Genomic DNA, 26,859 nt, shown 5'->3' on the forward strand with positions numbered 1-26,859 from the left:
AATTTCCTATAATTGTGTTAAAGATACACATATTGTTATAAAAAAAGCAAAGGCTTCGCCCCATTACGGGCAAAGCCTTTCGATCATTTTATATGTCGTTTTATTTTGTAAGGACCATAAGGATATCGTTGCTTCTCTTTACAAATTTTGTCATTTCTTCAGGAGAAAGCTGTTTATGGCTCATCATTGCAAGATCATAAAGCTGTTCACAGATCACCGGAACATACTCTGATCCCTGATTTTCTGCTATAAATCTTACAAGAGGATGATTTGCATTCAGTACAAGTACTTCCTGACCACCGAACATATTCGAATCCATTCCGTACATATTGTACATTTTCATCATATCCTGCATACGGCGGCTCTCCTCAGGAAGAGTGATCATCGCTGCAGTTCCCTCATTTTTCAGCTTCTCTACTTTTACTTCAAGTTTATCCTTGCCAAGATTCTTACGGAACACCTCAGTAAGTGTCTTGACTGTTGCTTCATCCGCTTTTCCGTCTTCACGAAGCTCTTCTGTCAGATCTGCATCAATTCTCTTGAACTGGATCGTCTGATCCTGCTGTTCAAGATGGGAAATAAACTGTGAATCGATCACATGCTTCAGCAGTACAGCATCTTTACCCGCTTCACGGAACATATTAATGTACTGGCTCTGCTGTACCTCATCGGTCACATAATAGATCACCGTTTTTTCCGGTTCCTCATTCTGGGATCCTTCAGAAACTTTCTCCTCTGCCTTCTCCTCTTCAGCTGCTTTTGTTTCTTCTTTTTTATTTTCCTCAATGCAGTCTTTCAGGGTAAGATATTTGCCGTCCAAATTCTTAAAGAGGATATAATCGTTCATCTTCTCACCAAATTTCGCATCCTTGATGCATCCAAATTTGATAAACGGGCTGATATCATCCCAGTACTTCTCATAAGACTCTCTGTCTGTCTTGCACATTCCGGTGAGCTTATCTGCTACTTTCTTGGTGATGTATTCAGAAATCTTTTTCACAAAACCATCATTCTGCAGTGCAGAACGGGAAACATTCAGTGGAAGATCCGGGCAGTCGATCACACCTTTCAGAAGAAGAAGGAATTCCGGGATCACCTCTTTGATGTTATCTGCAATAAATACCTGATTATTATAAAGCTTGATGGTTCCCTCAATGGAATCATACTCTGTCCTGATCTTCGGGAAATACAGGATACCTTTCAGGTTGAACGGGTAGTCCATGTTCAGATGGATCCAGAACAGCGGTTCCTTGTAATCCATAAATACCTTACGGTAAAATTCTTTATACTCTTCATCCGTGCACTCATTTGGATGCTTCATCCAGAGCGGCTGTGTATCGCTTAAGGATACCGGCCGTTTATTGATCTTTACTTTATCTTTGGCAGGAGAAACTTCCACAACTTCTTTCTCGCCTTTATCATTCTCCTTTTCCTCTGTCTTGGCATCCTCATGGATATGTTCAACTACCACATCATCTTCACGGAGATCTGCCTCATCGATAGTTTCATACTCCTGTTCAGCATTTGCTTTGGAAAGATAGATATTTACCGGCATGAAAGAACAGTATTTCTCAATAACCTCTCTCATACGATATTCATTGGCAAACTCCAGGCTTTCCTCATTGAGGAAAAGAGTGATCTCTGTTCCCGGTTCTGTTTTGTTTCCGTCTGCCATCTCATACTCCGTACCACCGTCACAGGTCCAATGTACCGGTGTGGAACCCTCCTTGTAAGAGAGAGTATCAATATGAACTTCATCTGCAACCATAAATGCAGAATAAAATCCAAGTCCGAAATGACCGATCATCTGATCATCCGTTGTTTTATCCTTATATTTCTCAAGAAACTCTGTGGCACCGGAAAAAGCGATCTGTGTGATATATTCCTCTACTTCATCTGCTGTCATACCAATACCGTTATCGATAAACTTCAAAGTTTTCTGATCCGGATCAACGATAACATTTACAGCCGGTTTGTAACCTTCCGGGAATGTATAATCTCCCATAACTTCCAGCTTTCTCAGTTTGGTGATCGCATCGCATCCGTTGGAGATCATCTCTCTTACAAAAATATCATGGTCGGAATATAACCATTTCTTGATAATCGGAAAAATATTTTCACTGTTGATTGATAAACTTCCATGTTTTGCTGACATATATGTCACTCTCCTTTTGTTTTTATTTTTATTTCTGATGTTCCGACAGAGCCGGAAACCTGTTGTTTTTTTCAATAAATATATACTAATACGACTTTTTACAAAAGTCAAGAAAAATTTAGCACTCATCATTATAGAGTGCTAGTAACAGCATATAAAACGGATCTCTATGTGCAAAAAAATCCCTCCGTACATTTTTTGTACGGAGGGTGCTGTAAAACTATCTTCTACATTCTGTTCTTATTTTTTCTTTCTACGATATACAAGGATTCCTCCAATACATACCACAGCCACGATCAAAATGATCACAAATGTCATGATCGGTGTACTGTCTCCCGTCTGCACTGCAGATTTCTGATTTGTCTGTGTCACTGCCGGACTCGGAGTCGCAGTAAGAACTGCTGCCTGTGATACCGTAAAAGTAACCGTACTTTCTGACTGTGTACCGGTATCCTTCCAGCTGGAGCCGTCGTATTTCTGCTGTCCAAAGGTAACTTTCAGAGTATATTTTCCCGGCTTGCTGACACGGAATGTTGCAGTATAAGGCTCTCCATCCCAGGTACGGGTCTCTGTGATCTTCCAGCTCTTCGGCTGATATCTGGTATCTCCCTTACGCGGGTTTGTATTATCCATTCCTGCACCAGCTGCTGTAAAGGTGATCTTTGTATTGGTATCATACTTGCCATTGGAATCAATGCCTGTGATCTTATTGTCCGATGCAGCGGCTTCCGTGCCCTGATATCCATTTACTGTAATACTTACTGCGATCACTGTACTGATCTTGTTGGGATTCTTAACCCCCTCCGGAAGAATGACGGTACCTTTTACATTAAATATCTGACGTTCTGCAGAAGACGGATCATAAGAAGATCCCTTAACATCCCATTTAACAGATGCCTTCTGCTCTCCCTTTGTTGTAGTGATCTTTACTGTTCCCGGAAGCTTCAGGGCTTTCTGGGTTTTCTGGGTTCCATTGGGTAGATCTTTGATATCGGATGGCTTTTTGATGCCTGTAAGGTTATTCGCCTTCTTACCGTTATCTGTTTTTTTCTTTGTAACGCTGAAATGGACATTTACATAAGCTTCCACATTTGCATCATTGGCGATCACAATGTCTTCCAGATATTCCCCCTGTGAAAGTCCGCTGACCGGCTGTACGCTAAAGGTTGCATTATCTCCTGCTTCCAGCTCTGTGGCGGAAAGTGTACCAATTGTATATGCATTTGATGAAGGCTGTTTCAGAACGATCTTTGTATTTCCGGTGTTGGTAACTGTAACTTTCTTCGCATCAGGAAGTTCCTTATAGCCTTCCTCTTTGGTTCCAAACTCCAGACTATCTGTTACCGAAAGACCGGGATTGGGTTCCGGTTCCGGTTCCGGCTCCGAAACTGTAAATTCCAGCCGGACTTCAGCCAGTGTGTTTCCGGTATTCTGATCTGTCACAGAAATCGTATCGCTGTGATCTCCGACCTGAAGACCGGTCTTGGGCTGTACGGTAAAGGTTGCCGCCTTATCTCCGGGATTGAGCACTTCCGCAGAAGGCTCTCCCACCTCATAATCCTCCGGAGCAGAAAGCTGGATCCGGATAGCCTCTGTACCTGTATTCTCTACGGTTACAGGCTGTGCATCCGGCGCAGTCTCATAGCCCTGTTCCAGTGTTCCAAACTTCAGAGGACCTTCCGGTTTCACTGTTGCAGTAACTGTTTTTGGTGTTTCTGTCTTTACCATAACCGAAGCCGTCACTGTAGCAGATGCTTCCGTGCTTTCATCAGAAGCAAATACAAGCTCTTCCACGTATGGATCATCTTTTGCAGAGAGTCCAAGCTTAGGCTGTACGGTAAAGGTCTGCTCTCCTCCCTGCGCCAACTGGATATTTCCGCTACTCTCCACTTCACTGACCGGCGCAATATCAAAAAACTCCGACTCAGGCTGTACTAACGTCACAGCTTCTGTACCTTCGTTTTTGATCGTGACTGTACCTGTTGTTTCTACCTTTTCATAACCGGCAGTCAGATCATCAAAAGGCAGTTCTGTCGGATCCGCAGTTAGCTTATATATTTTTTCCGTTGCAGGGTCCGATGTTTCCCCAGGATCTGTCTGCTCATTATTTTCATTATCTTCGGCTTTTTTATTTTCCGGTTCTTTTACTGTAAAGTCCGCTTCAAAGAAGACATCGGCACCTTCTTCTGTATGATACGTGATCAGATCTTTGTATTCTCCAGCCTTCAGACCTTCTCGTGGTTTTACCCACACAGTAACACTTTCACCACTCTTTAATGGCGCATCATTAATATCTGCAGCCATGAAATTCTCCGGGGCGATCTCTTTAAAATTAAGATCTCCGGTTCCGTTATTTGTGATAGTAACCATCTGTGCTTCCGGAATTTCCGTATATCCCTCTTCCACGGAACCAAAATCCAGAATTCCACTTCCATCTTCCGTGTATGCAGATGCCGAATATGTCGGTTCCTCATTTTTTTCGGAAGCGTCTGCTGCTGTATCTGCGGAATCCGGTGTCTCTGTCTGACTATCTCCGGATGTATCTGCCTCATCGGCATTCTGAGTCCCTGACTGTTCTCCGTTTACTTCTATAACAGAGTTTTCAGCAGGCTCCTGGGTATCTGCAGGTTCCTGTACATCTGTATTCTCCTGCACATCCGCAGACTCCGTTTCTTCTGCCGGCTCTATGGTTTCCTCAGGCTGAGCACTATCAGGCTCCTCTGACGTTCCAGCTTCTGTATCCGGCGTGTTCTCTGAAGACTCCGAAGCTTCACTTTTCTCCGCATCCGGATCTTCTCCTGCTGCTTTGGCTTCTTCCTTTTTCTTTTCTGCCAGTGCTTTGGCTTCCTCCTCTGTTTCGGAAACCTCCTGGGTCGTCACCGTAAGCTCACCACTGACTCCCGTCTCTTCTTTTCCGGTGATCTTCAGAACGATCGGAAGACCCAGATCTTTTTCATCGATTTTATAAGTCTTGTCAGTTCCTACCTCTGTAAGAAGGTCTCCGTCTTTTAATGACCAGGAAAAACTCACATTATCATCTGTGATCCCCTCCGGCTTGACCTTTGAGTAATCTGCACTTAAGGTAGACCCGATCGCAAGTGTTCCTTTGACCTTCAGCTTTCCATCAAGATTTCCAGATGGAGCTGCAGTGGCAAATACCATCGATGGAAGCAGCGTTACCATCATAAGCACAGCCATGACGACTGCCAGCACTCTGCTTTTTTTCATATCCCATCCTCCTTTACATCATTTTATTTTCCCCACATTTACCCTTTCTACGCAGGGCTTTCTTTTGCTGATGCAAGTTTATCATATTTAATTTTCAGAGGTGTAATCCCTGCTTTCCGTCAGCCTTCTACGATCATATATTTTCCGTCCGGGAGTTTAAATACTTCGCTTTCTTCTTCCAGCTCCTTCAGGGAAATCCCCTCCACATCTGCGCCCATTCCATCCAGATATTTTTTAACATCCTTCAGGGAATCCAGCACAACTGCCATGCAATCCTCTAGAAATTCCTCTGCCTCCTCAAAATCCTCTGCTACCGGCTCATCAAAAAGCTGACCCTGTTTTTCCAGAAATGTCTGGACATATTCTTTCTTGTACATATTAAAGTACCTCCTTTATATCTCCGCCCGCCGCGATCAGTCTGCGAAGTACTGGTTCCACCTTCTCTGTCTCGTAGAAAGCCGCCGCCTTTACCCCTGGCTTCGCATGCTTCATGGCAAAGCTGTATTTTACAGATTTCATCATTTCAATATCATTGTATTCATCCCCGAACGCCATGCATTCATCCGGTCCGATTCCCAAAAGTTCCTGGTATTTACGGATCCCTTTTGCTTTGTTCGTGGTAAATGGAACAAAATCCACCCACGCAAATCCGGATGTCACAACAGTACATCTGTCTTTGAACCGTTCTCTCCAGTACCGGATGGATTCCTCCGTCATTCCTTCTCTCTCATAAACTGCAACCTTCATACAAGGCTCTGTGATCTCATCAAAACTCTTTATGATCTTACACTGATTTTTCACTTCTTCGATCATCAGATGGCGATAATGTTCTGTCTTGGGCATGATATAATAAAAATCCTTTGTAGAACAGGAAAATTCCGCTCCGGGCTTTTCCCATATTGCCTGAATGATCTCTCTGACCAGTTCTTTGTCAAAGCTGTCGCAGTACAGAAGCTTCTCATTCTGGACAGCAAGCCCGCCATTTTCACTGATAAATGCCATCTCGTCCTTTACCGGCGCAAAAAGATTCCTCATATTGGCATACTGTCTGCCACTGGCTGCCACAAAGAGGATTCCCATGTTTTTCAGTTCCTTTACCAACGGAAAGATCTCTTCCGGCAGCGTCTGTCTTCCACCGATAAGCAGCGTTCCATCCAGATCACTGGCAACCATCTTAATCATGCTGCTTCTCCTCATAAATAGTAAACAGATCACCAGGTACAGCTGCTACAATATCTGCACCGTTATTTTCAAGCTCTTCTCTGTCACGGAATCCCCATAGTGCACCAACGGTATACATTCCGGCAGCACTTCCTGTCTGCATATCTGTCTTTGTATCTCCGATATACATACATTCTTCCGGCTTTACGCCGAAATCTTCTGCAATCTTCAGCGGACCATCCGGCGCCGGCTTTCTGCGGATCCCTTCCTGCTGTCCCATCACCTCATCAAACAGATCGCCATAGATCGCCTTTACCACTTTCTGCGCCGCAACATGAGGCTTATTGGAGCATACAGCCATCTTAAGGCCTGCATGTTTCAGCTCCTGAAGGGTTTCCGGCATATCTTTATATGGCACAACTTTATACAGCGGATCTTCATCAAATTTCCTGCGATAAAGTTCCCTGACTTCTTCGTAGTGTACCAGCTCCGGATCTCCTGCATCGATCAGGCATCTTCTGATCAGCATATCTGCACCTTCACCGCTGTAATAACGAAAATTATCTGCCGGCTGTGGTTTCAGGGAAAACTTTTCCATGATCTCATTCGCCACATATGCCATAGATTCCAGTGTATCCGCAATTGTTCCATCCAGATCAAATATACAAGCTTTTATCATTTTGTCTTTCATCCTCTCAGGTTCATTCCCAGTTTTTTTGTCTCATAGATCAGTCTTGCCACAGGCAGTCCCACCACGTTGTTATAATCACCACGGATTCCCTTCACATAGGCTCCCCAGGCGCCCTGGATCCCATAGCTTCCGGCTTTGTCCATTGGGTCTTTGCTGTTTACATATTCCTTTATTTCTTCCTCTGTCACCGGATAAAAGCTCACATCTGTGCACTCATGGAAGGTATGAGCTTTCCATCTCCCTTTTTCTCTTATCAGCAAAGTTACACCGGTATATACCTGATGTGTATTCCCCTGTAGCATAGCGAGCATCTCTATTGCAGCTGTCTCATCTGCCGGTTTACCTAAAATCTTACCCTCATAAGATACAACGGTATCTGCACCGATCACAACCACATCTCTCAGATCTCGGTTCTCCTCTTCCTCCAGCGCGTATGCCGTAAACATAGCTTTCTGACGAGAAAGTTCCTCCACCACTTTCGCAGGCTCTGCACTGGTGATCCGTTCTTCCCCGCTGGCAGGCTTCACTTCAAAGGCGACTCCTACCTGGCTTAAAAGTTCCCGCCTCCTGGGAGATGCGGAAGCAAGCACGATTTTCTTCATGTGTAATTCCTCTCTTTCCTGTGTTATCAGTATAACCGTTTCTGTAAATGGGCGCAACCGAAATCGTTGCAGGAGCATTTTGTACTTATCCATTTATTCCTGATGACGATAAAACAAAACAAGCAGTACACCCTGATACCTGTTCACGGTGTACTGCTGTCATATGTTTCGTATTCTTTTTGACAGTTTTTATGCTTTCGGTAATTTGAAAGAGCTCTTCAGAGATACAATGCGGTTAAATACCGGTGCTCCCTCCCTGGAGTCATGGATATCTGCGCAGAAGAAACCGTTACGTACAAACTGATAGCTGTCATAACCTTTTGCTTTCAGAAGCTCCGGCTCTACATAAGCACTTGTTACTGTAAGAGAATTCGGATTTACATTAAGAGAACCATCTTCTTTATTGTAAACACCTTTTTCTTCATCTACGATATTCTCGTAAAGTCTTACCTCAACTTTACCTGCATTGGATGCTTCCACCCAGTGGATCGTTCCTTTTACCTTACGTCCGTCCGGTGCATTTCCGCCCTTGGTCTCCGGGTCATAGGTACAGTGGACTACACGGATCGTTCCGTCGTCATCTGCCTCATAACCTGTGCAGGTTACAAAATATGCATTCATAAGACGAACTTCATTTCCAATATAGAGACGTTTGTATTTCTTAGGAGGCTCTGCCATAAAATCATCACGTTCAATATAAAGTTCTCCACTGAACGGGATCTTTCTGGTTCCAAGTTCCTCATTCTCCATATTATTCGGAGCTTCAAGATACTCAACCTGTCCTTCCGGATAGTTATCGATCACGAGCTTGATCGGATCAAGAATCGCCATCATACGCGGACGTTTCAGCTTCAGGTCCTCACGGATGCAGTACTCGAGCATTGCATAATCTACAGAACTGTTCGCCTTTGAAACACCACAGAGTTCTACAAATTTACGGATAGACTCCGGTGTAAATCCACGGCGGCGAAGTGCGGCGATGGATACTAGTCTCGGATCATCCCATCCATCTACGATGCCGTCCTCAACAAGCTTCTTGATATAACGTTTACCTGTAACAACGTTGGTCAAGTACAGCTTTGCAAACTCGATCTGCTTCGGTGGGTGCGGATATTCCAGTTCCTTTACCACCCAGTCATAAAGCGGTCTGTGGTCCTCAAACTCCAGAGTACAGATAGAATGTGTCACACCCTCAATGGCATCCTCGATCGGATGAGCGAAGTCGTACATCGGATAGATGCACCATTTATCTCCTGTATTGTGATGTGTCATGCGGGCTACACGGTAAATGACCGGGTCACGCATGTTCATATTCGGTGATGCCATATCGATCTTGGCACGGAGAACCTTCTCGCCATCTCCGTATTTGCCCTCACGCATCTCTTCAAAAAGCTGAAGATTCTCTTCTACAGTACGGTTTCTGTACGGGCTCTCTTTACCTGGCTCTGTAAGAGTTCCTCGGTACTCACGGATCTGGTCTGCAGTCAGGTCGCAGACAAAGGCCTTGCCTTTCTTAATAAGTTTCACTGCTGCCTCATACATCTGATCAAAATAATCAGATGCAAAGAAAAGTCTGTCTTCCCAGTCTGCACCAAGCCATTTCACGTCAGCCTTGATGGACTCTACAAATTCGGATTTCTCCTTTGTAGGGTTGGTATCATCAAAACGGAGGTTGAATTTTCCGTTGTATTTCTGAGCCAGTCCATAATTTAAAAGAATGGATTTCGCATGTCCGATATGAAGATAGCCGTTAGGTTCCGGTGGGAAACGTGTATGCACGGTGTCATAAACGCCTTCTTCAAGATCTTTGTCTATAATATTTTCAATAAAGTTTTTGGAAACTGTTTCGTTCTCCATTGCTTTCCCTCCTAAATATCATCCTGATGTTTTATCTTATCATAAATCCGGAGTTTTTGAAACCCGCAAAACCTGTATCTAAACAAAAAATTGTCTGTTTTTAGACACAAAAAAAGCTGCTGACGGGAATCGAACCCGTGACCTCCGCCTTACCAAGGCGACGCTCTACCGACTGAGCCACAGCAGCTTGTTTCGCGACGTTTGTGCCGCTCACAGTTGTTTATATTATCAGATGATTGTCATATTGTCAATACATTATTTTTATTTTTTTAAAAATTCATATTTTCATGATTATAGCACAAAAAATCCTGTGTGCTGTCGCTCACAGACACAGCACGCAGGATTCTCTTTTTACTCTTCTGTCTTTGTCTCTTCTGCTTCTGTCTCTTCTTCCGCTTCGGCCTCCGATTCATCATCTGCAGGTGTTTCCTCCTCTGCTTCTGTTGGTGCCTCTTTAGCATCCTCTGCCTCTTTGGAAACTTCTACAGTCTCAGATGCAGTCTTGTCCCAGTCCTGGAAGACTTCTTTCTCTTCTTTTTCTTCCTTCTTCTCGTCATCCTTGAAATCATCAAGATCTTCGAAATCATCCTCAAAGTCTTCTTCGCATACGGATCGTCTGGATACAAGTGCTGCGATAGCTCCTGCTGCGGCAGCGGTAAGCGCTCCTACTGCAACAAGTCCCCAATATTTATTGATCTTTGCCATAATTTGGTCTCCTTTCTTATTCTGCTCCTTATGAATATTATTTTAATACTTTTATATTCAAAAGGAAAGAGGTATTTACTCTTCTCAAAAATAGCTTTTAATTTTCCCACGGATCCTCTGCAGTGCATTATCAATGGATTTCGGTGTTTTTCCAAGGATCCGGGCAATATCCATATATCCATTTCCATCCAGATACAACTGCAGTACCCTGTTTTCCAGAGGGCTCAGGCTCTTTTTCATTTCATTTTCGAGAGCCGCCACATTTTCCCGGTCGATCAGGATCGATTCCGGATTATCATGCTCCACACAGGAATCTCTGAAGTTTTCCTCCGCCTCTCCGTCGCTTAAAGACACATAAGTGTTCAGTGGCTGATGTTTCTGGCGGTTTGAACTTTTAATTGCAGTATATATCTGTCTGTCAATACATATATTTGCAAAAGACTGAAAAGACGACTCCCTGTCTGGCTGGTAATCACGGACTGCCTTAAACAGTCCGATCATCCCCTCCTGTATCAGATCATCTGTGTCCCCACCTATCAGAAACATGGCACGGGCTTTTTTTCTGACCAGACCTTTATACTTTTCCATCAGATAATCTGCAATTGCAGATTCCCCTGCACGAAGTCTTTCGATAAGAGCTTCATCCGTCATCTCATTATATCGGCACATTTTTTCTCCGAACAGCTATGGCTGTATTTGATGTATTTATTTTGACAGTCTCTGTCTCACGATTTCAAAAGCAAGCACCCCTGCTGCTACAGAAGCGTTAAGGGAATCGATATCCCCTTTCATCGGGATCGCGGTAGTAAAATCACATTTCTCTTTTACAAGGCGGCTTACACCATTTCCCTCATTTCCGATCACAAGGCCAATAGGTCCTGTCAGATTCTGACGGTACATCACCTCTCCGTCCATATCTGCACATACGAACCAGATGCCTTTTTCTTTCAGTTCATCAATAGTCTGTCCCAGATTAGCAACCTTGGCAACCGGTGTATAATTCAGTGCGCCTGCCGAGGTCTTGGCAACCGTAGCAGTCAGTCCTACTGCTCTGTGTTTGGGAATGATCACACCATGAGCACCTGCGAGATTTGCGGTACGGATGATAGCTCCCAGATTATGAGGATCCTCAATATTATCAAGAAGAATGATAAACGGAGGCTCTCCCTTATCTTCTGCTTTTTTCAGGATATCTTCCACTGTAGAATAATCATAAGCCGCAACCTGTGCGATCACACCCTGATGTGCACCTGTCTCGCTCATGGAATCCAATCGTTCCTTTGGAACAAATTTTACAATGGTATCATGTTTTCTGGCTTCTCTTGCGATGGTGCGGACCGGTCCGTCCTGACAGCCATCCAGAATAAACAGTTTATCAACACATTTACCGGAACGAAATGCCTCAAGGACCGCATTTCTTCCTTCTATCATTTCAGTCAATTTAAACTTCCTCCTTCTCAAGTCCTGCATGGACCAGCTCCAGTATCCTTGAAAAATCCTCTTTCAGGTAAAGATATCCCATCAGCGCCTCAAACCCTGTGGCACGCCGGTAATCCGCCATGGTGGCATGTTTGGCCATGGTAGCGGAATGCGCATTCCTTCCTCTTCGATATACACTTTTTTCTTCTTCTGTCAAAAGTGGTTCGAGGATTTCCATCATACCCGACTGCGCAGATGCTTTTACAAGGCTGCTGGCTTTTTTGTGGAGACGATTTACCGGACAATTCGCTTTTTTCACAAGAATAGTACGGATCACCAGCTCATAAACGCCATCCCCGATATAGGCCAGCGTCAGCGGCGAATAGGTCCGAAGGTCTGCGTCTTTCAGATCAAACAGCTCTTTCAGTTTCTTTAAGCTCTCTGCCATTTCACACCTTCTCTTGTATCTTTAAGGATGATACCTTTTTTCAGGAGCTCATCTCGGATCTCATCTGCTCTCTTGAAATCCTTTGCCTTTCTTGCAGCCTGGCGCTCCTGGATCAGATCCTCGATTTCTTTGTCAAGAATCTCTTCTTTTTTCTCGATTTTCAGTCCCAGCACATCACTGAGCTTAAAAAGTTCCTCATAAAGACCACCGGCAAACTCCCTTGAGCTGTTCTCGTCTACGTTTGTGTTGGCAAATTTTACAAGCTCAAAAATTGCCGCAAGTGCATCTGCAGTATTAAAATCATCATCCATGGCAGCTTCAAATTTAGTAACAAAACCTTCTGCTTCTTTGAGAAGCGCAAGCTCTTCCTCTGTAATATTCTCTGCCGCCCCATTGTCTTTACGGTCGCTGAGCTTGCCTGCCGCCTCAAGGATACGCTCCAGAGAGTTCTTTGCTGCCTCCATCAGATCTGCGCTGAAGTTCAGCGGACTTCTGTAATGTGCGTTCAGCATAAAGAAACGGAGAACCTGAAGATCATACTGTTCACCGATCTGACGAACGGTACGGAAATTTCCGAGAGATTTGGACATCTTGCGGTTGTCGATGTTCAGGAAACCATTATGCATCCAGTATCTTGCAAAAATCTTACCATTGCAGCACTCACTCTGTGCGATCTCATTCTCATGATGCGGGAAGATCAGATCCTCACCGCCTGCATGGATATCAATCTCTTCTCCGAGATATTTCTTGGACATAACAGAACACTCAATATGCCAGCCAGGACGTCCGTCGCACCACGGTGACGGCCAGGACGGCTCGCCCTCTTTCTTTGGTTTCCAAAGCACGAAGTCTAACGGATCTTCCTTCTGATCCTCACCGGATACCTTAAGAGAACGGAATCCTGACTGGAGATCATCCAGATTCTTATGAGAAAGCTTGCCATACTCTTTGAATTTCTTTACACGGAAATAAACGGTCCCGTCAGCTGCCGGATATGCATATCCTTTATCAATAAGAGTCTGGATCATGTCGATCATGCCCTGGATCTCCTGTGTAGCCTGGGGTGCAGTTGTAGCAGGTTTTACATTCATATCTGCCATATCCTTCTTGCACTCTTTGATATAACGGGTAGAGATTTCCTCTGCGGAAACGCCCTCTTCAATGGCCTTCTTGATGATCTTATCATCTACATCGGTAAAGTTGGATACATAATTTACTTCATATCCTTTATATTCCATATATCTGCGCACCGTATCAAAAATGATCATAGGGCGGGCATTTCCGATATGGATCAGATTGTATACCGTAGGTCCGCAGACATACATTTTTACTTTTCCTTCTTCCAGAGGTACAAATTCCTCTTTTCTGCGTGTCAGTGTGTTAAAAATCTTCATGTTACTCTTCCTCCAATTTCCCGATTCTGTACAGGGAGCAGATCGCCTGTGAGGAGATTCCCTCTCCCTGTCCTGTAAATCCAAGGCCTTCCTCTGTTGTCGCCTTGATATTCAGCTGTGATATTTTAATCCCAAGTGCTTCTGCGATATTTTCTCTCATCGTCGGAATATGTGGTGCCATCTTCGGTTTCTGAGCGATGATGGTGGCATCGATATTTCCGATCGCATAGTCATTCTCCTTCAGTAATCCGGCAACATGCACCAGAAGTTTCACACTGGAGATTCCCTTATATGCAGGGTCTGTATCCGGAAAATGCTTTCCGATATCTCCAAGAGCCGCAGCTCCCAGAAGTGCATCCATGATCGCATGGATCAGAACATCCGCATCCGAATGGCCCAAAAGACCTTTTTCCCAGGGAATATCAACACCACCAAGGATCAGTTTCCTGCCCTCTGTCAGTTTATGTACATCATATCCCATTCCTACTCTCATCAAACCGTTCATCACTGCCTTTCCTGAAATTTATGTCAAGTCAAAAGAACCTTTTATGAGCTGTTCCTGCTCAGTATGTGAGCATCTTCCGAAGTCTCAGAAGGCTCAGCCTTCTTCTTGTATACGGTGCAAGTCTGAGACTCTCCTCGATCGCTTTTCCCGGCAGTCCGATATCCCGGACTCTGCTCACGCAGCCGACGATACTCATCATCTCCTGCATATCTGTAACTGCAGGAAGAAGATCTATGATCTTAAGGATTTCCGGAAGTGCACCGGAAAGTGTTTCTGTGCTTACATCGTCCAGAAGTTCCGGGGTGTTTTCTTTTTCAAGTGCTCCAAGAATCCCTTTTCTGCCGAAGGTCTCCTGCAGGAGTTCTGTGTCTCCGTCTGTAAAGGCATGCACTCTGCAGGCTCCTCTTCGGATAGCATCTGCAAGCTTTTTATATTCCAGAAGGACCAGCATGGTTGCTGCAGAAACCTTCTCCCCGTGAAGAGCATCCAGGTGACCATTGACCACTTCCATATCCCAGAGGTGGACCATATGGTGCTCCGCCCCGGATGCCGGTCTGGAGTTTCCTGTCATCTGCATGGCCAGTCCGGAAAGGATCAGCGCATACATCAGCTTCTCACATGCATCTTTCTCTCCTGCTGCAATTTCTTTCAGATTATCCTTAACAGTCCGGATCGCTTTTGTTTCCAGGTCTGCCACCGCTGTACAATAGTATTCATCCATAAGAATACTTGCTATCTTCCAGTCTGCCAGCGCAATGTATTTTCCCAGAATATCCGACACCCCGGCTGCTGTAAGCCTTGCAGGCGCCTTAGCAAAAATATCCGTATCCGCAAAAACAAAAAGTGGCGCAGATGCCTGAAATACTTTTTTTACACCATTCCAGGTCATGTCTGCTACTGTGGAAGTAAATCCGTCTGAACTGGCTGCGGTGGGCACAGAGACAAAAGGGATCCGGTACTGATGGGCGACAAAACGGCTGAGATCATGGATCGTCCCCGCTCCAACTGCAAGAACAAGATCGATGTCCTCTTCCATATAATTCTCCACGATCTCCACGGCACGCTCATCTGCCTCAAGACCTTCAGCATCCAGGATCAGTACCTGACACCGGTCGTAGATATCCTCCATCAGTTCCTCTGTAGCTTTGTAACTGTTCGTGTCACAGATCAGAAGCGGGGAAATACATTCTTTCAGATCACCGTCTGACATTTCCTTTTCCAGTTTCCCGATAGCTCCTGATTCAATTACAATTTCTCTAACGTCTATGTGGTGCTCCCTCCCGCAGCTGCAAGGTCGGGCAAAATCGTCCGCATCGACTCGCATGTACTTATGTCCTCCTGACTTCTTTTAATGATTCACAGCGTATTTCTCTGTCCGCTGAATGATACAATATTACAGTTTGGTATTATACAGGATTTTTTTTTATTACGCAATGATAGAGTTCAACTTGTTTCATCATATAGCAAAAATCCTTTATTTTCAAGGATTTCCGGTGTTTCTACGCCAAACAATGTTTCGTCTGGTTGCGTCTATTTTCTTTTGTTTCTCACAAAATTTGTCATAATAAAAAGCCACGCCCAATAAAGGGAATGGCTCTGATTATTACATTACATTTTCAAGCTTTTTCATTTCATTCTGTAAACGTGTAAATTTTTGCCCTAAATGTTCTGCTGACAAAAAAGCTCAAAAGCAATATAACGATCGGAAACGCAAAAAGAATCCTATCCAGATCGAACACAAAGCTATTGTTGATATGCTCCGCAATCGTGGCGAAGATTACAATGATTTTGTTACAGAATCCTACTATTACAGAGATTTGATTAAGGGAAAGAAAGTTTCTCCTTGCCCTAATGACTATAACTCTTCTATTCAAACTCAAAAGCAGTATGAAGAATGGTTAAAACAAAAACATCAAGAATTGACAAAAAGGCCAAAGAAACCACCCGGTACATTAATTTGCACCGGGTATTTTTATATGTTCCATTCTGTTCTAAGTTGTGTTATACTGACTGCGTTGTCCAACCGAGACCCGGCAACGGGGGGAGGTGAACACATGGAAATAGTCATATCTTTTTTGGTGGCTGTTGCGGCAGGTGTGACTTGCCATCTCATTTGCAAATGGTTAGGCAGTCATAACAAGGACAACGAATAGCCTAGTGGATGCTCAACCACTGAAATAAAAAGAGAAGAACCCTCGCATGTATTGGTGGTACATACGGGGGTTCGTTCTTTGTTCACATGGAACATCGTCATATCTTTTTGCCTACTGGCATTATAGCATATGCCGATCATGAAATCAATATGCTTCGTCTTTGTAAATCCGTGATTTTTCCGCCGTTTGTCACAAAATTGTCACAAAATCATATTTTCAAAGCATCCCACACATCCAGAAATGCTTTAAAATCAACACTTTCCAGACTTCACAGTATAAATACATTGCTTTCTTTTTTATTACGCAATGACGTGCTTTGACTTGTTTCATCTTATACCAAGAATCCTTTGTTTTCAAGGATTTCCAGTGTTTCTACGCAAAACAATATTTCGTCTGATCGCGTCTATTATCTTTTATCTACTCTGAGCTGAAAGCTAATTATATTTCTTGCATATCTGTTTATTTTTATACATATAAGCATCTGCAGCATCCAATAACATCTGCATTGTACACGACATATCATCGGAGGATAATGCCCATCCGCATGCAAAGTCGATTGGTATTTGATTTTCATAACTATTTAATCTGTCTTTTTCTCTGTTCAAGGATTTTAATATTTCCTTAATTTTCGCCTCGCTTGTATGATAAATGACTGCTATAAACTCATCTCCGCCATATCTTCCCACAAAATCCTTTTCTGGAATAACACTGCGCAAAAGCTTTGCGAAATTTATTATTAACTGATCTCCTGCGGAATGTCCCATTGTATCATTTACAGTTTTTAAATTATTTAAATCAAACATTATGCAAGCTGTAGGATCTGTAATTATATCTTTTTTATTAAGAAGATCATTACAGGCATTTTTATTTGGCAGCCCAGTATGGGCATCTATGAATGCTTTCTGTTCCAGCAGTCTGTTTTGCATTGCCATCTGCATTGCCCTTAGAGTCTGCATAATAACCAATATCACCAGACTCAACATATCAAGTGCCGACAAAAGCTCTATAGTACGAATCTTTACAGCGATCTTTTCTGAATAGCTTTCTGCGGCAGAGACAGTTTCATCTGCCATCGAAAAATATATTTCACTCATATTAACAATGTCTGTATTTTCGTATCCCTTGTTTCTTGCTGCTTCAATTTCTGTTTTCAATTTATCCCAGTAATCACTCTGGATTTGCAATTTTTCCTGGTATTCTTCGTCATTGAGTTTTACCAGATCATAATGTCCATCCTGATATCTCAATCCAAGAAGAATATCATCCAAATATTTAATTAATTCTTCATTTTGGTTTCCTGTAATTTCTAATTTTACTTCACGCTGTGTAGCTCCACGTACCAGACCTGCATAATTTATTACGCGTGCTGTCCCCTGCAGCCTACTAATCTGAATCATCATAAAAATAATAAGAACTACTAATATCAATATAAGGAAACTCTGTATAATACCTATTATATTTTTACTTTTCTTGTTTGTCTGCATTTCACAATTTATCCCAAACCTTAAATAATATTCATTTACTTTCCTACAGGAAATCAAATGACAGACTTTTGGTCAGTGAACTTTCATTAAGAATATTAATCTTTGAAGATGGAATGACAGTTGCAGCAGTTTTCTTGCTGCTTTATAACTTCCGCTAACATCAACAGCAGCTTATCAATCCACTCATGTCATTGATGTTTGGATCATAAACTGTCTATGTACAAATATCGGGAAGATCATCTCCTGTTGATAAATCATTCCTCAAAAAAAGCACTGTCAGCCAGACAGTGCACCTCATTTTATGCAACTGGCTGCCATTTTACAGGCCCTGTAGCTTTGCGTCCCAGACTTTCATCTGGTTTGCCGATTTCCTTATTATAGCTTTTACACGTATACAAAAAAACTGGTTTTATTATACTATAGTGCTCTACTATATACAAGAAAAACATTACCGTTTTAACGTCCAAAAATAAAAAAAAGAACAGCCGATATATATATCGAACTGTTCTCCCACTTCCGAAGTCCACGCAGCATTGACATTACCGTTCTATATATTTTGTGATGACAGATATTAAAATCCTCATATCAACCGGCTTCGCCACATGGTCATCCATTCCGGCATGCAAAGCAGCCTGTACATCCTCTGCAAATGCATTTGCTGTCATTGCAATAATAGGGATCTCCTTTCCGTCTGGACGCTCCGACAGATTTCTGATAGCTTTTGTCGTTTCATAGCCATTCATTTCCGGCATCATGATATCCATCAAAATCAGATCAAAGGTCCCCGGAGCTGTATTGCAAAACTGTGCCAAGGCAGATTTTCCATCGGCAGTCCTAGTTACGATCATCCCTTGTTCTTCCAGCAAAGCTGCTGCTATCTCTGCATTTAAATCATTGTCCTCTGCCAAAAGGACATGCAGACCATGTAAATCCATATCTTTCCTTAACTTTTCTTCCTTTTCAGACAGTATCTGTTCTGCTATAAGCAGGGGAATTTCTACCGTAAATGTTGAGCCAATACCCTTTCTGCTGCTGACCTCAATTTTTCCACCCATAAGATCTACATACTGTTTGGCAATGGCCATTCCCAGTCCGGCTCCCTTATAGCTGGTTCTTGCCCCACCATTTTCCTGACTGAACTCATCAAATATTCTGGTCTGAAACTCCTCACTCATACCAATTCCGGTATCTGATATACGATAGCGTACAATTATATGATTCTCATCATTACCCGGAGCGTTTTCTGCAGCGAATGAAATGGTGCCTCCGTCTTTTGTAAATTTGACTGCATTACTGATAATGTTGAGCAATACTTCCCTGATTCTGAGTTCATCTGCCATCACATAAGGAGTTTTTAGTTTTTCTCTTGAAACATACAAATTAAGGTCACGATTTTCCATATATCCCTTTGCGATCGACAAAACAGTATTTATCATATCCCTGAGATCTGTCGGTACCGGTTTATATTCCAGTTTACCACTTTCAATGCGGCTGATATCCAACACATCGTTGATCAGTGTCATCAGATATTCTGAACTCTGCCTGATCTTTTTCAGACAATTCTCCACCTCTTTGTCCGGTTTCCTCTTCATGGCAATATCTGTAAATCCAACAATTGCATTCATTGGTGTCCTGAGATCATGAGACATATGGTTCAGGAATGTCGTTTTTGCAATATTCGCCGCATTTGCATTCTGTGCTTCTTTCAGGGCTTCCATCTGTTTTTTTCTACTCACGGAAAGAGAATAAACCAGAAGAAGCAGTACAAAAATAATCACAAACGAAACTCCGATAACTAAGCCTGCATGCTCAGCAAGGATATCCTTCAAGGTCATTTCCTTTTCTGAAACAGAATTCTGTGCAAGGACAACACCATTTAAAACATTGGATGACTGCTCAATTGCTTTATTGATAATGGTAGCTGCTCTTCTGTTTTCTCTCGTCGTGAACATTCCTAATTCCTGCCGTTTTGCCATCTCTGCAAATGACAGACTTTGGGTCAGTGGACTTTCATTAAGAATATTGATCTTTGAGGATGGAACGACAGTTGCTCCCACTTTTCCATTTGCTACAGCCTCCAGGCATTCTTCCTGTGTATCATATTGTTTGATTTCTGCATCTGGAAAAAGAAGGGACACCATCAATCCAGAATACAGTGAGGTCTCTGTCACTGCGACCGTAGAGAGACTGCTGCTATATTCTTTTCCCTTGTAAATAACAACCGGCGTAATATCAAAGATTGCATCCGTCAAAACCACTTGAAACTGTTCCTGTGTATAAAAATCCTGAATGATAGGACCGGCAATATCTATTTTGCCAGATTGCAATGCCTCATTCATCTCTACTCCCGTGGAACATGGAACTGCCTTGATCGTAATTTTATATTTTTCCTGAACAGTATCCAGAACAGTTCCAAGAATTACTGTGAGTTTCCCATTTTCTTCACCACAAAAAGGAAGATTATCCTTTAGATATCCCACGCGGATCGTATTTTCATGTGCATCCAGCCATTGTTTTTCTTCCTTGTTGAGTGCATAGTTTATGACCGCTTTTCCTTCATAACGGGCATACAGCTTGCTACTGTAGTCCGTTTCTGTATTGTTGATTTCTTCCATGGCAGAATTTAATTCCTTTAACAGATCTGGTCTGGATTTTGATACACCGAAATAACAGTCACTTGCACCGATATTGGCAATGGCAATAAAATCGCTGTTGACAGACAGCACTGGGATCACAAGTGCATCCAGTTCATCTGCATCCAGTTTTTCTATCATTTCATCATAGCCTTTACAAACAACCACCTCTGCCTGGATCTGATTGCTGTCCAGCCATTTTTCCAGAAGTTCTTTCTGATAGCTTCCATCTGCTACACCAATACGACAGCCATTCATCTGCTTTGGATCACCATCCGTAAGATCTGTATGATCTTCCCGGGTATAGATCCAATATCTTTCTGTTCCTGCGACATAGGTTGAGTAATCTATAGATTCTGCTCTTTCCGGTGTGTAACTGACATTTCCAAGTATATCTATTTCTCCATCTGCCAACATATCCAGACACTCTTTAAATGAGCCATAGACATATTCATACTTCCAGCCGGTTATATACGAAATCTTCTGGAGATACTCATAGCCTGCTCCCTGCTTGTGTTCCCCATAGCCGTCTTCCTGAAAATTGGCATATGGGAAATAGCCAACTCTCACGGTTTTATTTTCTTCCTCTATTACCTGAGTTGTATTCCCATCACTTTTTGTTTCCGACGCATAAACAAAAAACGGTACAAAAAGCAGCATGACAAATGCAAAAATGCTCAAACATACTCTATTATTCTTACTCTTTTTTCTTATCTGTTTTTCTATCTTTCTGTTCATTCATTTCCTCTTTATCATCCAGTAAAGCGGACATTCGCAATCCGCTTTCGCTACTTGCTCATAAACGCAGTCTGTTTGCGTTCATGCTGTTGTCCTTCCCAGTCTGTAAGTTTTCCTGTTTTTTCAATACAGAAAGAATGACCACTCCATTCAGTATAACACGAAATTATTAGTTTTCTTACTGCCTTAAAACTTCCGCTAACATCGACAGCAGTTTATCAATCTGGATCGGCTTTGCAATATGACCATTCATTCCGGCTGCAACAGCATCCCGCTTATCTTCTTCAAATGCATTTGCCGTCATTGCAACGATCGGTATGCATGCCTTATCCTTATCCGGCAAGTGCCTGATTGCCTGTGTTGCTTTATAACCGTCCATTCGGGGCATCTGGATATCCATGAGGATCATATCATATGTTCCCACCGGCATTTTTGTTATCTTATTTACACACTGAATGCCATCCTCCACACGTTCTGTTTTAAGGCCGGCACGCTCAAGTATTGCTTCTGCAATCTCTGCATTCAGATCATTGTCCTCTGCCAAAAGGATATTCCTGCCTTCAAGGATTTTACTGGCTGTTCCAGCGCCTTCATCGTGTTTTTTTACATAATAGCTTTCATCCGCTATCCTGTGTTTTAATGTTACAGTAAAGGTGCTGCCCTTTCCAGGCTCACTCTCTACATCTATTGTTCCGCCGAGCAGATCAACATATCTCTTTACGATTGACATTCCCAATCCGCTTCCTGTGATTTTGCTCTTTGTAGTGTTTCGCTCACGCGTGAATGCATCGAAAATCTTTGTCAGATAATCCTGGCTCATACCGATTCCGGTATCGCTCACCCTGGTCCTTACCATCATGTACCCGGGCTCATCACATACTAATTCGTCTATGTTTATCATAACAGAACCACCGGATGGGGTATATTTTATGGCATTGCTCAGGATATTGACAAATATTTCTTTTACCTTGGTAGTATCTGTCAGTATATGTTCATGCTCTACATTTATTGTGTAATGAAGTGCAATATTCTTTTTCTTTGCTTCATCACCAAATATTTCAAATAAAGTCTGCCGGATATCTTCAATCCGGCCATAGTTCTCATCAATTTCCATCTTTCCGCTCTCAATCCGAGCCATATCAAGTACATTATTTATGATTGACAGAAGAAGATTTCCAGACTGCTGCAATTTTTCCAGATGATCTGAAGTTTCAGGCAGATCCTTTTCTTTTAGTTCTTCCTCCATAAGCTGTGCATAACCCAGAATTGCATTCATAGGAGTACGGATGTCATGTGACATATTGTTAAGAAAACGAGTCTTTGCCAGACTAGCATCCTCTGCTTTTTTCAAAGCGATTTCCAGTTTATCATTGAGTTTTTTTGTATCCTTTGCCGCAAGCTTTGCGACAGCTTCTGCTTTCCTTGCCTTCCACAAAAGTACGAGGATAATACCAATGATGCTGAGTGCCAAAAATCCTACCGTAGCCAAAAAAACAAGCAGATTGTCTTTTATGAAATCAGAAAATGTTACTTTATCTGCAGTACTGTCATAGATAGCAAGTGCACTTGTAAGCATGTCAGACGGCATGGCCTTTATAGTTTTATTCAGTATTGATAAAAGGCTTCCCTCTCCCTCTCTTACAGTAAAGCATGCTTCCATTGTTTTTGTAAGTGGAACACTCTTGAAATTTTGACTGTTATCATATATCAGCGCCTGGCTTGCTCCCATGAGGAAACAGTCTGCTTTTTCTTGGATGACCATATCTGCTGCATTGTCAAGCGAATCACAATCTACAAGCTTCCATTCAGGATAACTGAATGCAATATGCTGTTTTAAGGCATATTTTTCCTTTGGCACAGCTACAGTATGCACCTTATTCTCATCAAATTTTTCCTCATCAGTTACCGCCATCAAACTGTAAGTCCAGGCTGTGTTTGTAAGTGCATATCCGTTTTGTTCTGCAAAATATGGATTCCTGCCGGCATAAAAAATCATGTCAATCTCACGATTCTGCAGCGCCTGAATCATTTCATCATAATCATCATATGCATGTATATTAAATTCCAGTGTCTGATTTCCCAGACAATCTTTGGCATAGGAGATATATTCCGCCAGCATACCGGTAAGTTTTCCAGTCTCTTCATCCATGGAAAAGATTGCCGGATCATTGTTCAAAAATCCTATCTGGATACCTCCATGTTCTTCCACCCAGACCTTTTCTTTACCTGTAAGAACCTGAATATAATCAAGTGTAAAATACTTCTTATACAGATCTGCCTTAAAAAAGGGACTATCCTGTTCCAGTTGACGCATAGCATAGTCCAGCTCCGTCTTGATATCGCTGCGTTCTTTATTTATTGCAAAATATATGCCTGATTTGCCAATCGTGGTAACGGATGATATTCCCTGTTCAGACCAGATCGATTCCTCCAGAGATACAAAACAGTCGATCTCATGATTTGCTAATTTCTTTTTGACATCATCATCATTATTCACATTTACATGTTCTGTATGTATGCCATTCTTATTTTCCCATTCTGTCAGCATGATCTCAGGTTCTGTATCCATGAGCACACCTACACGTTTCCCATCCAGAGACTTGAAATCAGACATTCCAATATCCGTATCCGATAAATCAGCATAAAGGATATATTTTTCCTCCCCCATCGGTTCATCCGGGAAAAGCATCTTTTGTGCACGTTCATCGGTGTAAGAGATATCACCCATGATATCGATCTCACCATTTTCAAGCTTATCAAAACAGTCAGACCAGTCACATTTCACATACTCAAATTTCCATCCGGTATAACCTGCCAAAGCCTGCATGAGTTCGTATCCATATCCTCGTCTTACACCGTTTTTATCGACATAATTAAAAGTATCCTCAAATGAGCCGACACGGATGATCTGTGACTGCTTTTCATCGTTGTTCGTCTCAGCAGCCCGGCAAGGTACTGTCAATACCATCCATATTCCCAGAAACACAAATATACCTGCACATAGTACGGTTGATTTTTTCCTACTTTTATCCATATTTTTATTTCCTTTATTTGTGCGGTTTTTCTAATACTCCGGACACCTAATCCAGGTTCTTCTGCAGGATGCTGATCAATTCCTCTATGACAATTGGTTTGGACAAGAACCCATCCATACCACATTTCAGTGCTTTCTTTCTATCCTCATCAAAGGCATTGGCAGTCATAGCAAGAATAGTAATTCCAGCCAGTGCCGGATTTTCTTTTTCATTAGGATCCTCCTTCTGAGCTTCCTTTGCATTTTTCTATTTTACAATATCAAAATATCCATCGATCCCAATGTATCCATCCTTCTTTAAAGGCGACCACAATGTATGCAATTTCAGTTTATACATCTGGCGGTCATTTTCCACCCTTGCTTTTATCTGCACAGAGATTTCTTTATTTTGTACAGATGTCTGATGTAATAAACCCTGAATATGATGAACATCTTCTTCATTTACTCCGAATTCTTTGAACAGATCAAAATCCGGATTATTTCTCTGATATAATATCTGCTGTTTTCCGTTTAATATAGTCAGCTGACCGGAACTTGTATTGTAATCAATTGAACCCATGCCGCTGTTCGCTTTGAAGAAATCAACCTTTTCCTTCATGACCCTGAGAATACTCTGTGAATAATTTGGGTTCGGTAAAGATCTGTCGCTGAGTATTTCATTTGAAAGTCTCTGCACTTCATGGTAATAGCTATTGTCATCCTTCTCTTTATCAAGCATTTTCGAAAGCTGAAGACGCAGCTCTTTCAGGCACTTAAGGAGGATGGGGTTAAATTGTCCGCATTGCCCATCCAGGATCATCTGGATCGCTGTGTCATGATCAAATGCTTTCTTATAACATCTTTCACTTGTAAGTGCGTCATAAACATCAACGATCGACACCACCTGTGCGGAGATTGGTATTTCTTCTCCTTTCAGTCCATCCGGATAACCTTTTCCATCCCATCTTTCATGATGCCATCTGCAGATTTCCCATGAAGCACGTACCAATGAATTGTCTTTTGGGAAATGCATATCCTGGATCATATCTGCACCAAGTTCACTATGAGTTTTCATAATTCTGAATTCTTCATCGGTAAGTCTGCCAGGTTTGTTCAGGATTTCTTCCGGAATACGGATCTTACCGATATCATGAAGAGAAGATGCTGTTGTGATCAAAGAAATATCTGCCTCTGTCATAGGATAAGCATCTGTTATTTTTACCAGTTGTCTCAGCATCAGTTCTGTTGCTGTTTTAATATGCAGGATATGTTCTCTACTCTCACTGTTACGTGATCCCAGTACATTACTCAGGATCCGGATCATAATATTATTATTTTCTTCTTTTTCGTAAACCTGATCATAAACCACATTAATCAGATGCTTTTGCTTCATATAGAGTCCCAGGGTATTCTGAACTCTTTTCTTTACAATCACAGAATCAAACGGTCGTGTGATATAATCCGTGATTCCCAGCTCATATGCCTTACGCATAGTATCAACGGCATCTTCCGAAGATATCATAATTACAGGAGTTTCAGCAATACACTGGCTTCTTTTCATTATTTCCAAGACTTCAAAACCATTCATCTGTGGCATATTGATATCTAAAAGCATCAGATCAATTCCTATATTTTCTCCTATCATCTGAATTGCCTGATTTCCATTTTCCGCTTCCAGGTAATTATAAGTTTCTCCGAGGATCTCCTTCAACATATCCCTGTTAAATTCTGAATCGTCTACAATCAGGATCTTTTGTCTTTTATCCATATTTTTTTATTTCCTTTATCCAATGGGTTTATGATGTTCCAAGCACCTGGTCAAAGATCGAACGTCGTGTCGCATCACTTAATTCGACAGTCCCTTCTTTATTTCTTCAATCATCCTCTCATATACTTCTGTTACTTTTTCCATTGCCTCCGATATCCCAGGCTGCGCTCCGGTTCTATCTCTCAAAAGTTCTGTTAACTCATTACTAACCTCATACAGACGGTCAAAAGAAAGATTCTGACAAACCCCTTTCAGTGTGTGTGCACTGCGGAAAGCATCTTCGTAATTTTTATTTTCCAATGCCTGTTTTAACTGTAGATAACTCTGGTCTTCAAGGAACTTTAATGTAAATCTCCGAATCAGTGCTTCGCTTTGAAGGCGTCCTAAAACCTCTTCATAATTTCCTCCGATCGCTTCATAGCATTCCTGTATTGTCATGATTTTGTCCTCCTATCTATATTTCACTGCTTATTTGTCACTGCCATATCCATTATATTCCACCAATTTATGAATTACTTTTATCAGTAACTCCACATCAACAGGCTTAGCAATATGTTCATCCATCCCTGCTTCTTTTGCTCTTATTCTGTCCTCCGTGAACGCATTTGCTGTCATTGCAATGATCGGTATTTCTTTTGCATCCTCTCTGTCCAGAGACCGGATCATCTTTGTAGCTTCATAACCATTCATGACCGGCATCATAATATCCATAAGACGGATATTCGCAATCCGCTTCGCTACTTGCTCATAGCCGAATAACATCTTGACACTCCCCACGGCTAAAGCAGGGGGATTCTTGCTTCTCCCACTACTGCATTGGCAAACACCTTACGGTACTGCAATGTCTTACACAGTGTCCACAAGCTATATTTATACTGTTCCCGTATGCCCTACGGTACAGTTTT

At 42.3% G+C, this 26,859-nt stretch carries 20 protein-coding genes, 1 tRNA gene, 1 pseudogene and 1 riboswitch; all 22 genes and pseudogenes read right to left on the minus strand.

What is annotated here, in order from left to right; translation table 11 throughout:
• Positions 1–100: 100 nt before the first annotated feature.
• The 22 genes and pseudogenes from htpG to NCY57_RS13955 all read right to left on the minus strand — a co-directional run bounded on the left by htpG (position 101) and on the right by NCY57_RS13955 (position 26,731).
• On the minus strand, positions 101–2,155 hold the full coding sequence (gene htpG, locus NCY57_RS13850; RefSeq protein WP_022426219.1) for a molecular chaperone HtpG: 2,055 nt from the start codon (positions 2,153–2,155) through the stop codon (positions 101–103).
• A gap of 240 nt (positions 2,156–2,395) precedes the next feature.
• Positions 2,396–5,383, minus strand: coding sequence for an LPXTG cell wall anchor domain-containing protein (locus NCY57_RS13855; protein ID WP_250789768.1), 2,988 nt, complete (start codon positions 5,381–5,383; stop codon positions 2,396–2,398).
• 119 nt (positions 5,384–5,502) lie between these two features.
• Positions 5,503–5,760 (minus strand): hypothetical protein, encoded by a 258-nt coding sequence (locus NCY57_RS13860; protein ID WP_015525887.1) that lies wholly within the window; start codon positions 5,758–5,760, stop codon positions 5,503–5,505.
• A 1-nt stretch (position 5,761) separates the two neighbouring features.
• Positions 5,762–6,565, minus strand: a complete 804-nt coding sequence (locus NCY57_RS13865; protein WP_022426221.1) for a Cof-type HAD-IIB family hydrolase — start codon at positions 6,563–6,565, stop codon at positions 5,762–5,764.
• Positions 6,558–7,223 carry an HAD family hydrolase gene (locus tag NCY57_RS13870; protein WP_022426222.1) on the minus strand — a complete coding sequence of 222 codons (666 nt, stop codon included), beginning with the start codon at positions 7,221–7,223 and terminating at the stop codon, positions 6,558–6,560. The genes NCY57_RS13865 and NCY57_RS13870 overlap by 8 nt, the downstream gene beginning before the upstream one ends.
• An 8-nt stretch (positions 7,224–7,231) precedes the next feature.
• Positions 7,232–7,837: a Maf family protein gene (locus NCY57_RS13875; RefSeq protein ID WP_022426223.1), complete on the minus strand. Its 606-nt coding sequence runs from the start codon at positions 7,835–7,837 to the stop codon at positions 7,232–7,234.
• A 189-nt stretch (positions 7,838–8,026) separates the two neighbouring features.
• Entirely contained in the window at positions 8,027–9,694 is a 1,668-nt protein-coding gene (locus NCY57_RS13880) for a glutamine--tRNA ligase/YqeY domain fusion protein (RefSeq protein ID WP_015525883.1), read from the minus strand.
• 114 nt (positions 9,695–9,808) lie between these two features.
• Positions 9,809–9,881, minus strand: a tRNA-Thr gene (locus NCY57_RS13885).
• A 164-nt stretch (positions 9,882–10,045) separates the two neighbouring features.
• Complete coding sequence (locus tag NCY57_RS13890; protein ID WP_015525846.1) at positions 10,046–10,399, minus strand: hypothetical protein; 354 nt, start codon at positions 10,397–10,399, stop codon at positions 10,046–10,048.
• 84 nt (positions 10,400–10,483) lie between these two features.
• The gene (gene sigH / locus NCY57_RS13895) at positions 10,484–11,068 is read right to left on the minus strand and encodes an RNA polymerase sporulation sigma factor SigH (protein ID WP_022426224.1); all 585 of its coding nucleotides are present in this window, start codon (positions 11,066–11,068) and stop codon (positions 10,484–10,486) included.
• Between the two features lie 36 nt (positions 11,069–11,104).
• Positions 11,105–11,830, minus strand: a complete 726-nt coding sequence (gene rlmB / locus NCY57_RS13900) for a 23S rRNA (guanosine(2251)-2'-O)-methyltransferase RlmB (protein ID WP_227573913.1) — start codon at positions 11,828–11,830, stop codon at positions 11,105–11,107.
• Between the two features lie 10 nt (positions 11,831–11,840).
• Positions 11,841–12,266, minus strand: a complete 426-nt coding sequence (locus NCY57_RS13905) for a Mini-ribonuclease 3 (RefSeq protein ID WP_022426226.1) — start codon at positions 12,264–12,266, stop codon at positions 11,841–11,843.
• The gene (gene cysS / locus NCY57_RS13910; RefSeq protein ID WP_021650981.1) at positions 12,251–13,660 is read right to left on the minus strand and encodes a cysteine--tRNA ligase; all 1,410 of its coding nucleotides are present in this window, start codon (positions 13,658–13,660) and stop codon (positions 12,251–12,253) included. Before cysS ends, NCY57_RS13905 begins: the two co-directional genes overlap by 16 nt.
• Before the next feature lies 1 nt (position 13,661).
• Positions 13,662–14,153 carry a 2-C-methyl-D-erythritol 2,4-cyclodiphosphate synthase gene (gene ispF, locus NCY57_RS13915; RefSeq protein WP_044961210.1) on the minus strand — a complete coding sequence of 164 codons (492 nt, stop codon included), beginning with the start codon at positions 14,151–14,153 and terminating at the stop codon, positions 13,662–13,664.
• 70 nt (positions 14,154–14,223) lie between these two features.
• A complete protein-coding gene (locus NCY57_RS13920) occupies positions 14,224–15,489 on the minus strand; it encodes a sn-glycerol-1-phosphate dehydrogenase (RefSeq protein WP_114001462.1) in 1,266 nt (421 codons plus the stop codon).
• A gap of 1,263 nt (positions 15,490–16,752) precedes the next feature.
• A complete protein-coding gene (locus tag NCY57_RS13925) occupies positions 16,753–17,802 on the minus strand; it encodes a GGDEF domain-containing protein (protein WP_173740057.1) in 1,050 nt (349 codons plus the stop codon).
• A 299-nt stretch (positions 17,803–18,101) separates the two neighbouring features.
• A riboswitch (cyclic di-GMP riboswitch) is annotated at positions 18,102–18,177 on the minus strand.
• Positions 18,178–18,341: 164 nt separating this feature from the next.
• Positions 18,342–21,173: a response regulator gene (locus tag NCY57_RS13930; protein ID WP_173740056.1), complete on the minus strand. Its 2,832-nt coding sequence runs from the start codon at positions 21,171–21,173 to the stop codon at positions 18,342–18,344.
• 178 nt (positions 21,174–21,351) lie between these two features.
• Positions 21,352–24,207, minus strand: a complete 2,856-nt coding sequence (locus NCY57_RS13935) for a transporter substrate-binding domain-containing protein (RefSeq protein ID WP_173740055.1) — start codon at positions 24,205–24,207, stop codon at positions 21,352–21,354.
• Positions 24,208–24,253: 46 nt separating this feature from the next.
• A pseudogene (locus tag NCY57_RS17090) lies at positions 24,254–24,451 on the minus strand (response regulator); the annotation flags it as partial.
• 3 nt (positions 24,452–24,454) lie between these two features.
• Positions 24,455–25,954 (minus strand): response regulator, encoded by a 1,500-nt coding sequence (locus tag NCY57_RS13945; RefSeq protein WP_173740054.1) that lies wholly within the window; start codon positions 25,952–25,954, stop codon positions 24,455–24,457.
• Positions 25,955–26,032: 78 nt separating this feature from the next.
• Positions 26,033–26,392: an Hpt domain-containing protein gene (locus NCY57_RS13950; RefSeq protein WP_173740053.1), complete on the minus strand. Its 360-nt coding sequence runs from the start codon at positions 26,390–26,392 to the stop codon at positions 26,033–26,035.
• Between the two features lie 30 nt (positions 26,393–26,422).
• Positions 26,423–26,731: a response regulator gene (locus NCY57_RS13955; protein WP_278635611.1), complete on the minus strand. Its 309-nt coding sequence runs from the start codon at positions 26,729–26,731 to the stop codon at positions 26,423–26,425.
• Between the last annotated feature and the right edge of the window lie 128 nt (positions 26,732–26,859).

It is taken from the genome of Blautia sp. MB18-30, from assembly GCF_023669475.1.
Lineage (GTDB): Bacteria > Bacillota > Clostridia > Lachnospirales > Lachnospiraceae > Blautia_A > Blautia_A fusiformis.

Coding starts and splice junctions, on each gene's coding strand:
- htpG (WP_022426219.1), bottom strand. CDS start 2,155: ATGTCAGCAAAACATGGAAGTTTATCAATCAACAGTGAAAATATTTTT.
- NCY57_RS13855 (WP_250789768.1), bottom strand. CDS start 5,383: ATGAAAAAAAGCAGAGTGCTGGCAGTCGTCATGGCTGTGCTTATGATG.
- NCY57_RS13860 (WP_015525887.1), bottom strand. CDS start 5,760: ATGTACAAGAAAGAATATGTCCAGACATTTCTGGAAAAACAGGGTCAG.
- NCY57_RS13865 (WP_022426221.1), bottom strand. CDS start 6,565: ATGATTAAGATGGTTGCCAGTGATCTGGATGGAACGCTGCTTATCGGT.
- NCY57_RS13870 (WP_022426222.1), bottom strand. CDS start 7,223: ATGATAAAAGCTTGTATATTTGATCTGGATGGAACAATTGCGGATACA.
- NCY57_RS13875 (WP_022426223.1), bottom strand. CDS start 7,837: ATGAAGAAAATCGTGCTTGCTTCCGCATCTCCCAGGAGGCGGGAACTT.
- NCY57_RS13880 (WP_015525883.1), bottom strand. CDS start 9,694: ATGGAGAACGAAACAGTTTCCAAAAACTTTATTGAAAATATTATAGAC.
- NCY57_RS13890 (WP_015525846.1), bottom strand. CDS start 10,399: ATGGCAAAGATCAATAAATATTGGGGACTTGTTGCAGTAGGAGCGCTT.
- sigH (WP_022426224.1), bottom strand. CDS start 11,068: ATGTGCCGATATAATGAGATGACGGATGAAGCTCTTATCGAAAGACTT.
- rlmB (WP_227573913.1), bottom strand. CDS start 11,830: ATGATAGAAGGAAGAAATGCGGTCCTTGAGGCATTTCGTTCCGGTAAA.
- NCY57_RS13905 (WP_022426226.1), bottom strand. CDS start 12,266: ATGGCAGAGAGCTTAAAGAAACTGAAAGAGCTGTTTGATCTGAAAGAC.
- cysS (WP_021650981.1), bottom strand. CDS start 13,660: ATGAAGATTTTTAACACACTGACACGCAGAAAAGAGGAATTTGTACCT.
- ispF (WP_044961210.1), bottom strand. CDS start 14,153: ATGAGAGTAGGAATGGGATATGATGTACATAAACTGACAGAGGGCAGG.
- NCY57_RS13920 (WP_114001462.1), bottom strand. CDS start 15,489: ATGCGAGTCGATGCGGACGATTTTGCCCGACCTTGCAGCTGCGGGAGG.
- NCY57_RS13925 (WP_173740057.1), bottom strand. CDS start 17,802: ATGCAGACAAACAAGAAAAGTAAAAATATAATAGGTATTATACAGAGT.
- NCY57_RS13930 (WP_173740056.1), bottom strand. CDS start 21,173: ATGAACAGAAAGATAGAAAAACAGATAAGAAAAAAGAGTAAGAATAAT.
- NCY57_RS13935 (WP_173740055.1), bottom strand. CDS start 24,207: ATGGATAAAAGTAGGAAAAAATCAACCGTACTATGTGCAGGTATATTT.
- NCY57_RS13945 (WP_173740054.1), bottom strand. CDS start 25,954: ATGGATAAAAGACAAAAGATCCTGATTGTAGACGATTCAGAATTTAAC.
- NCY57_RS13950 (WP_173740053.1), bottom strand. CDS start 26,392: ATGACAATACAGGAATGCTATGAAGCGATCGGAGGAAATTATGAAGAG.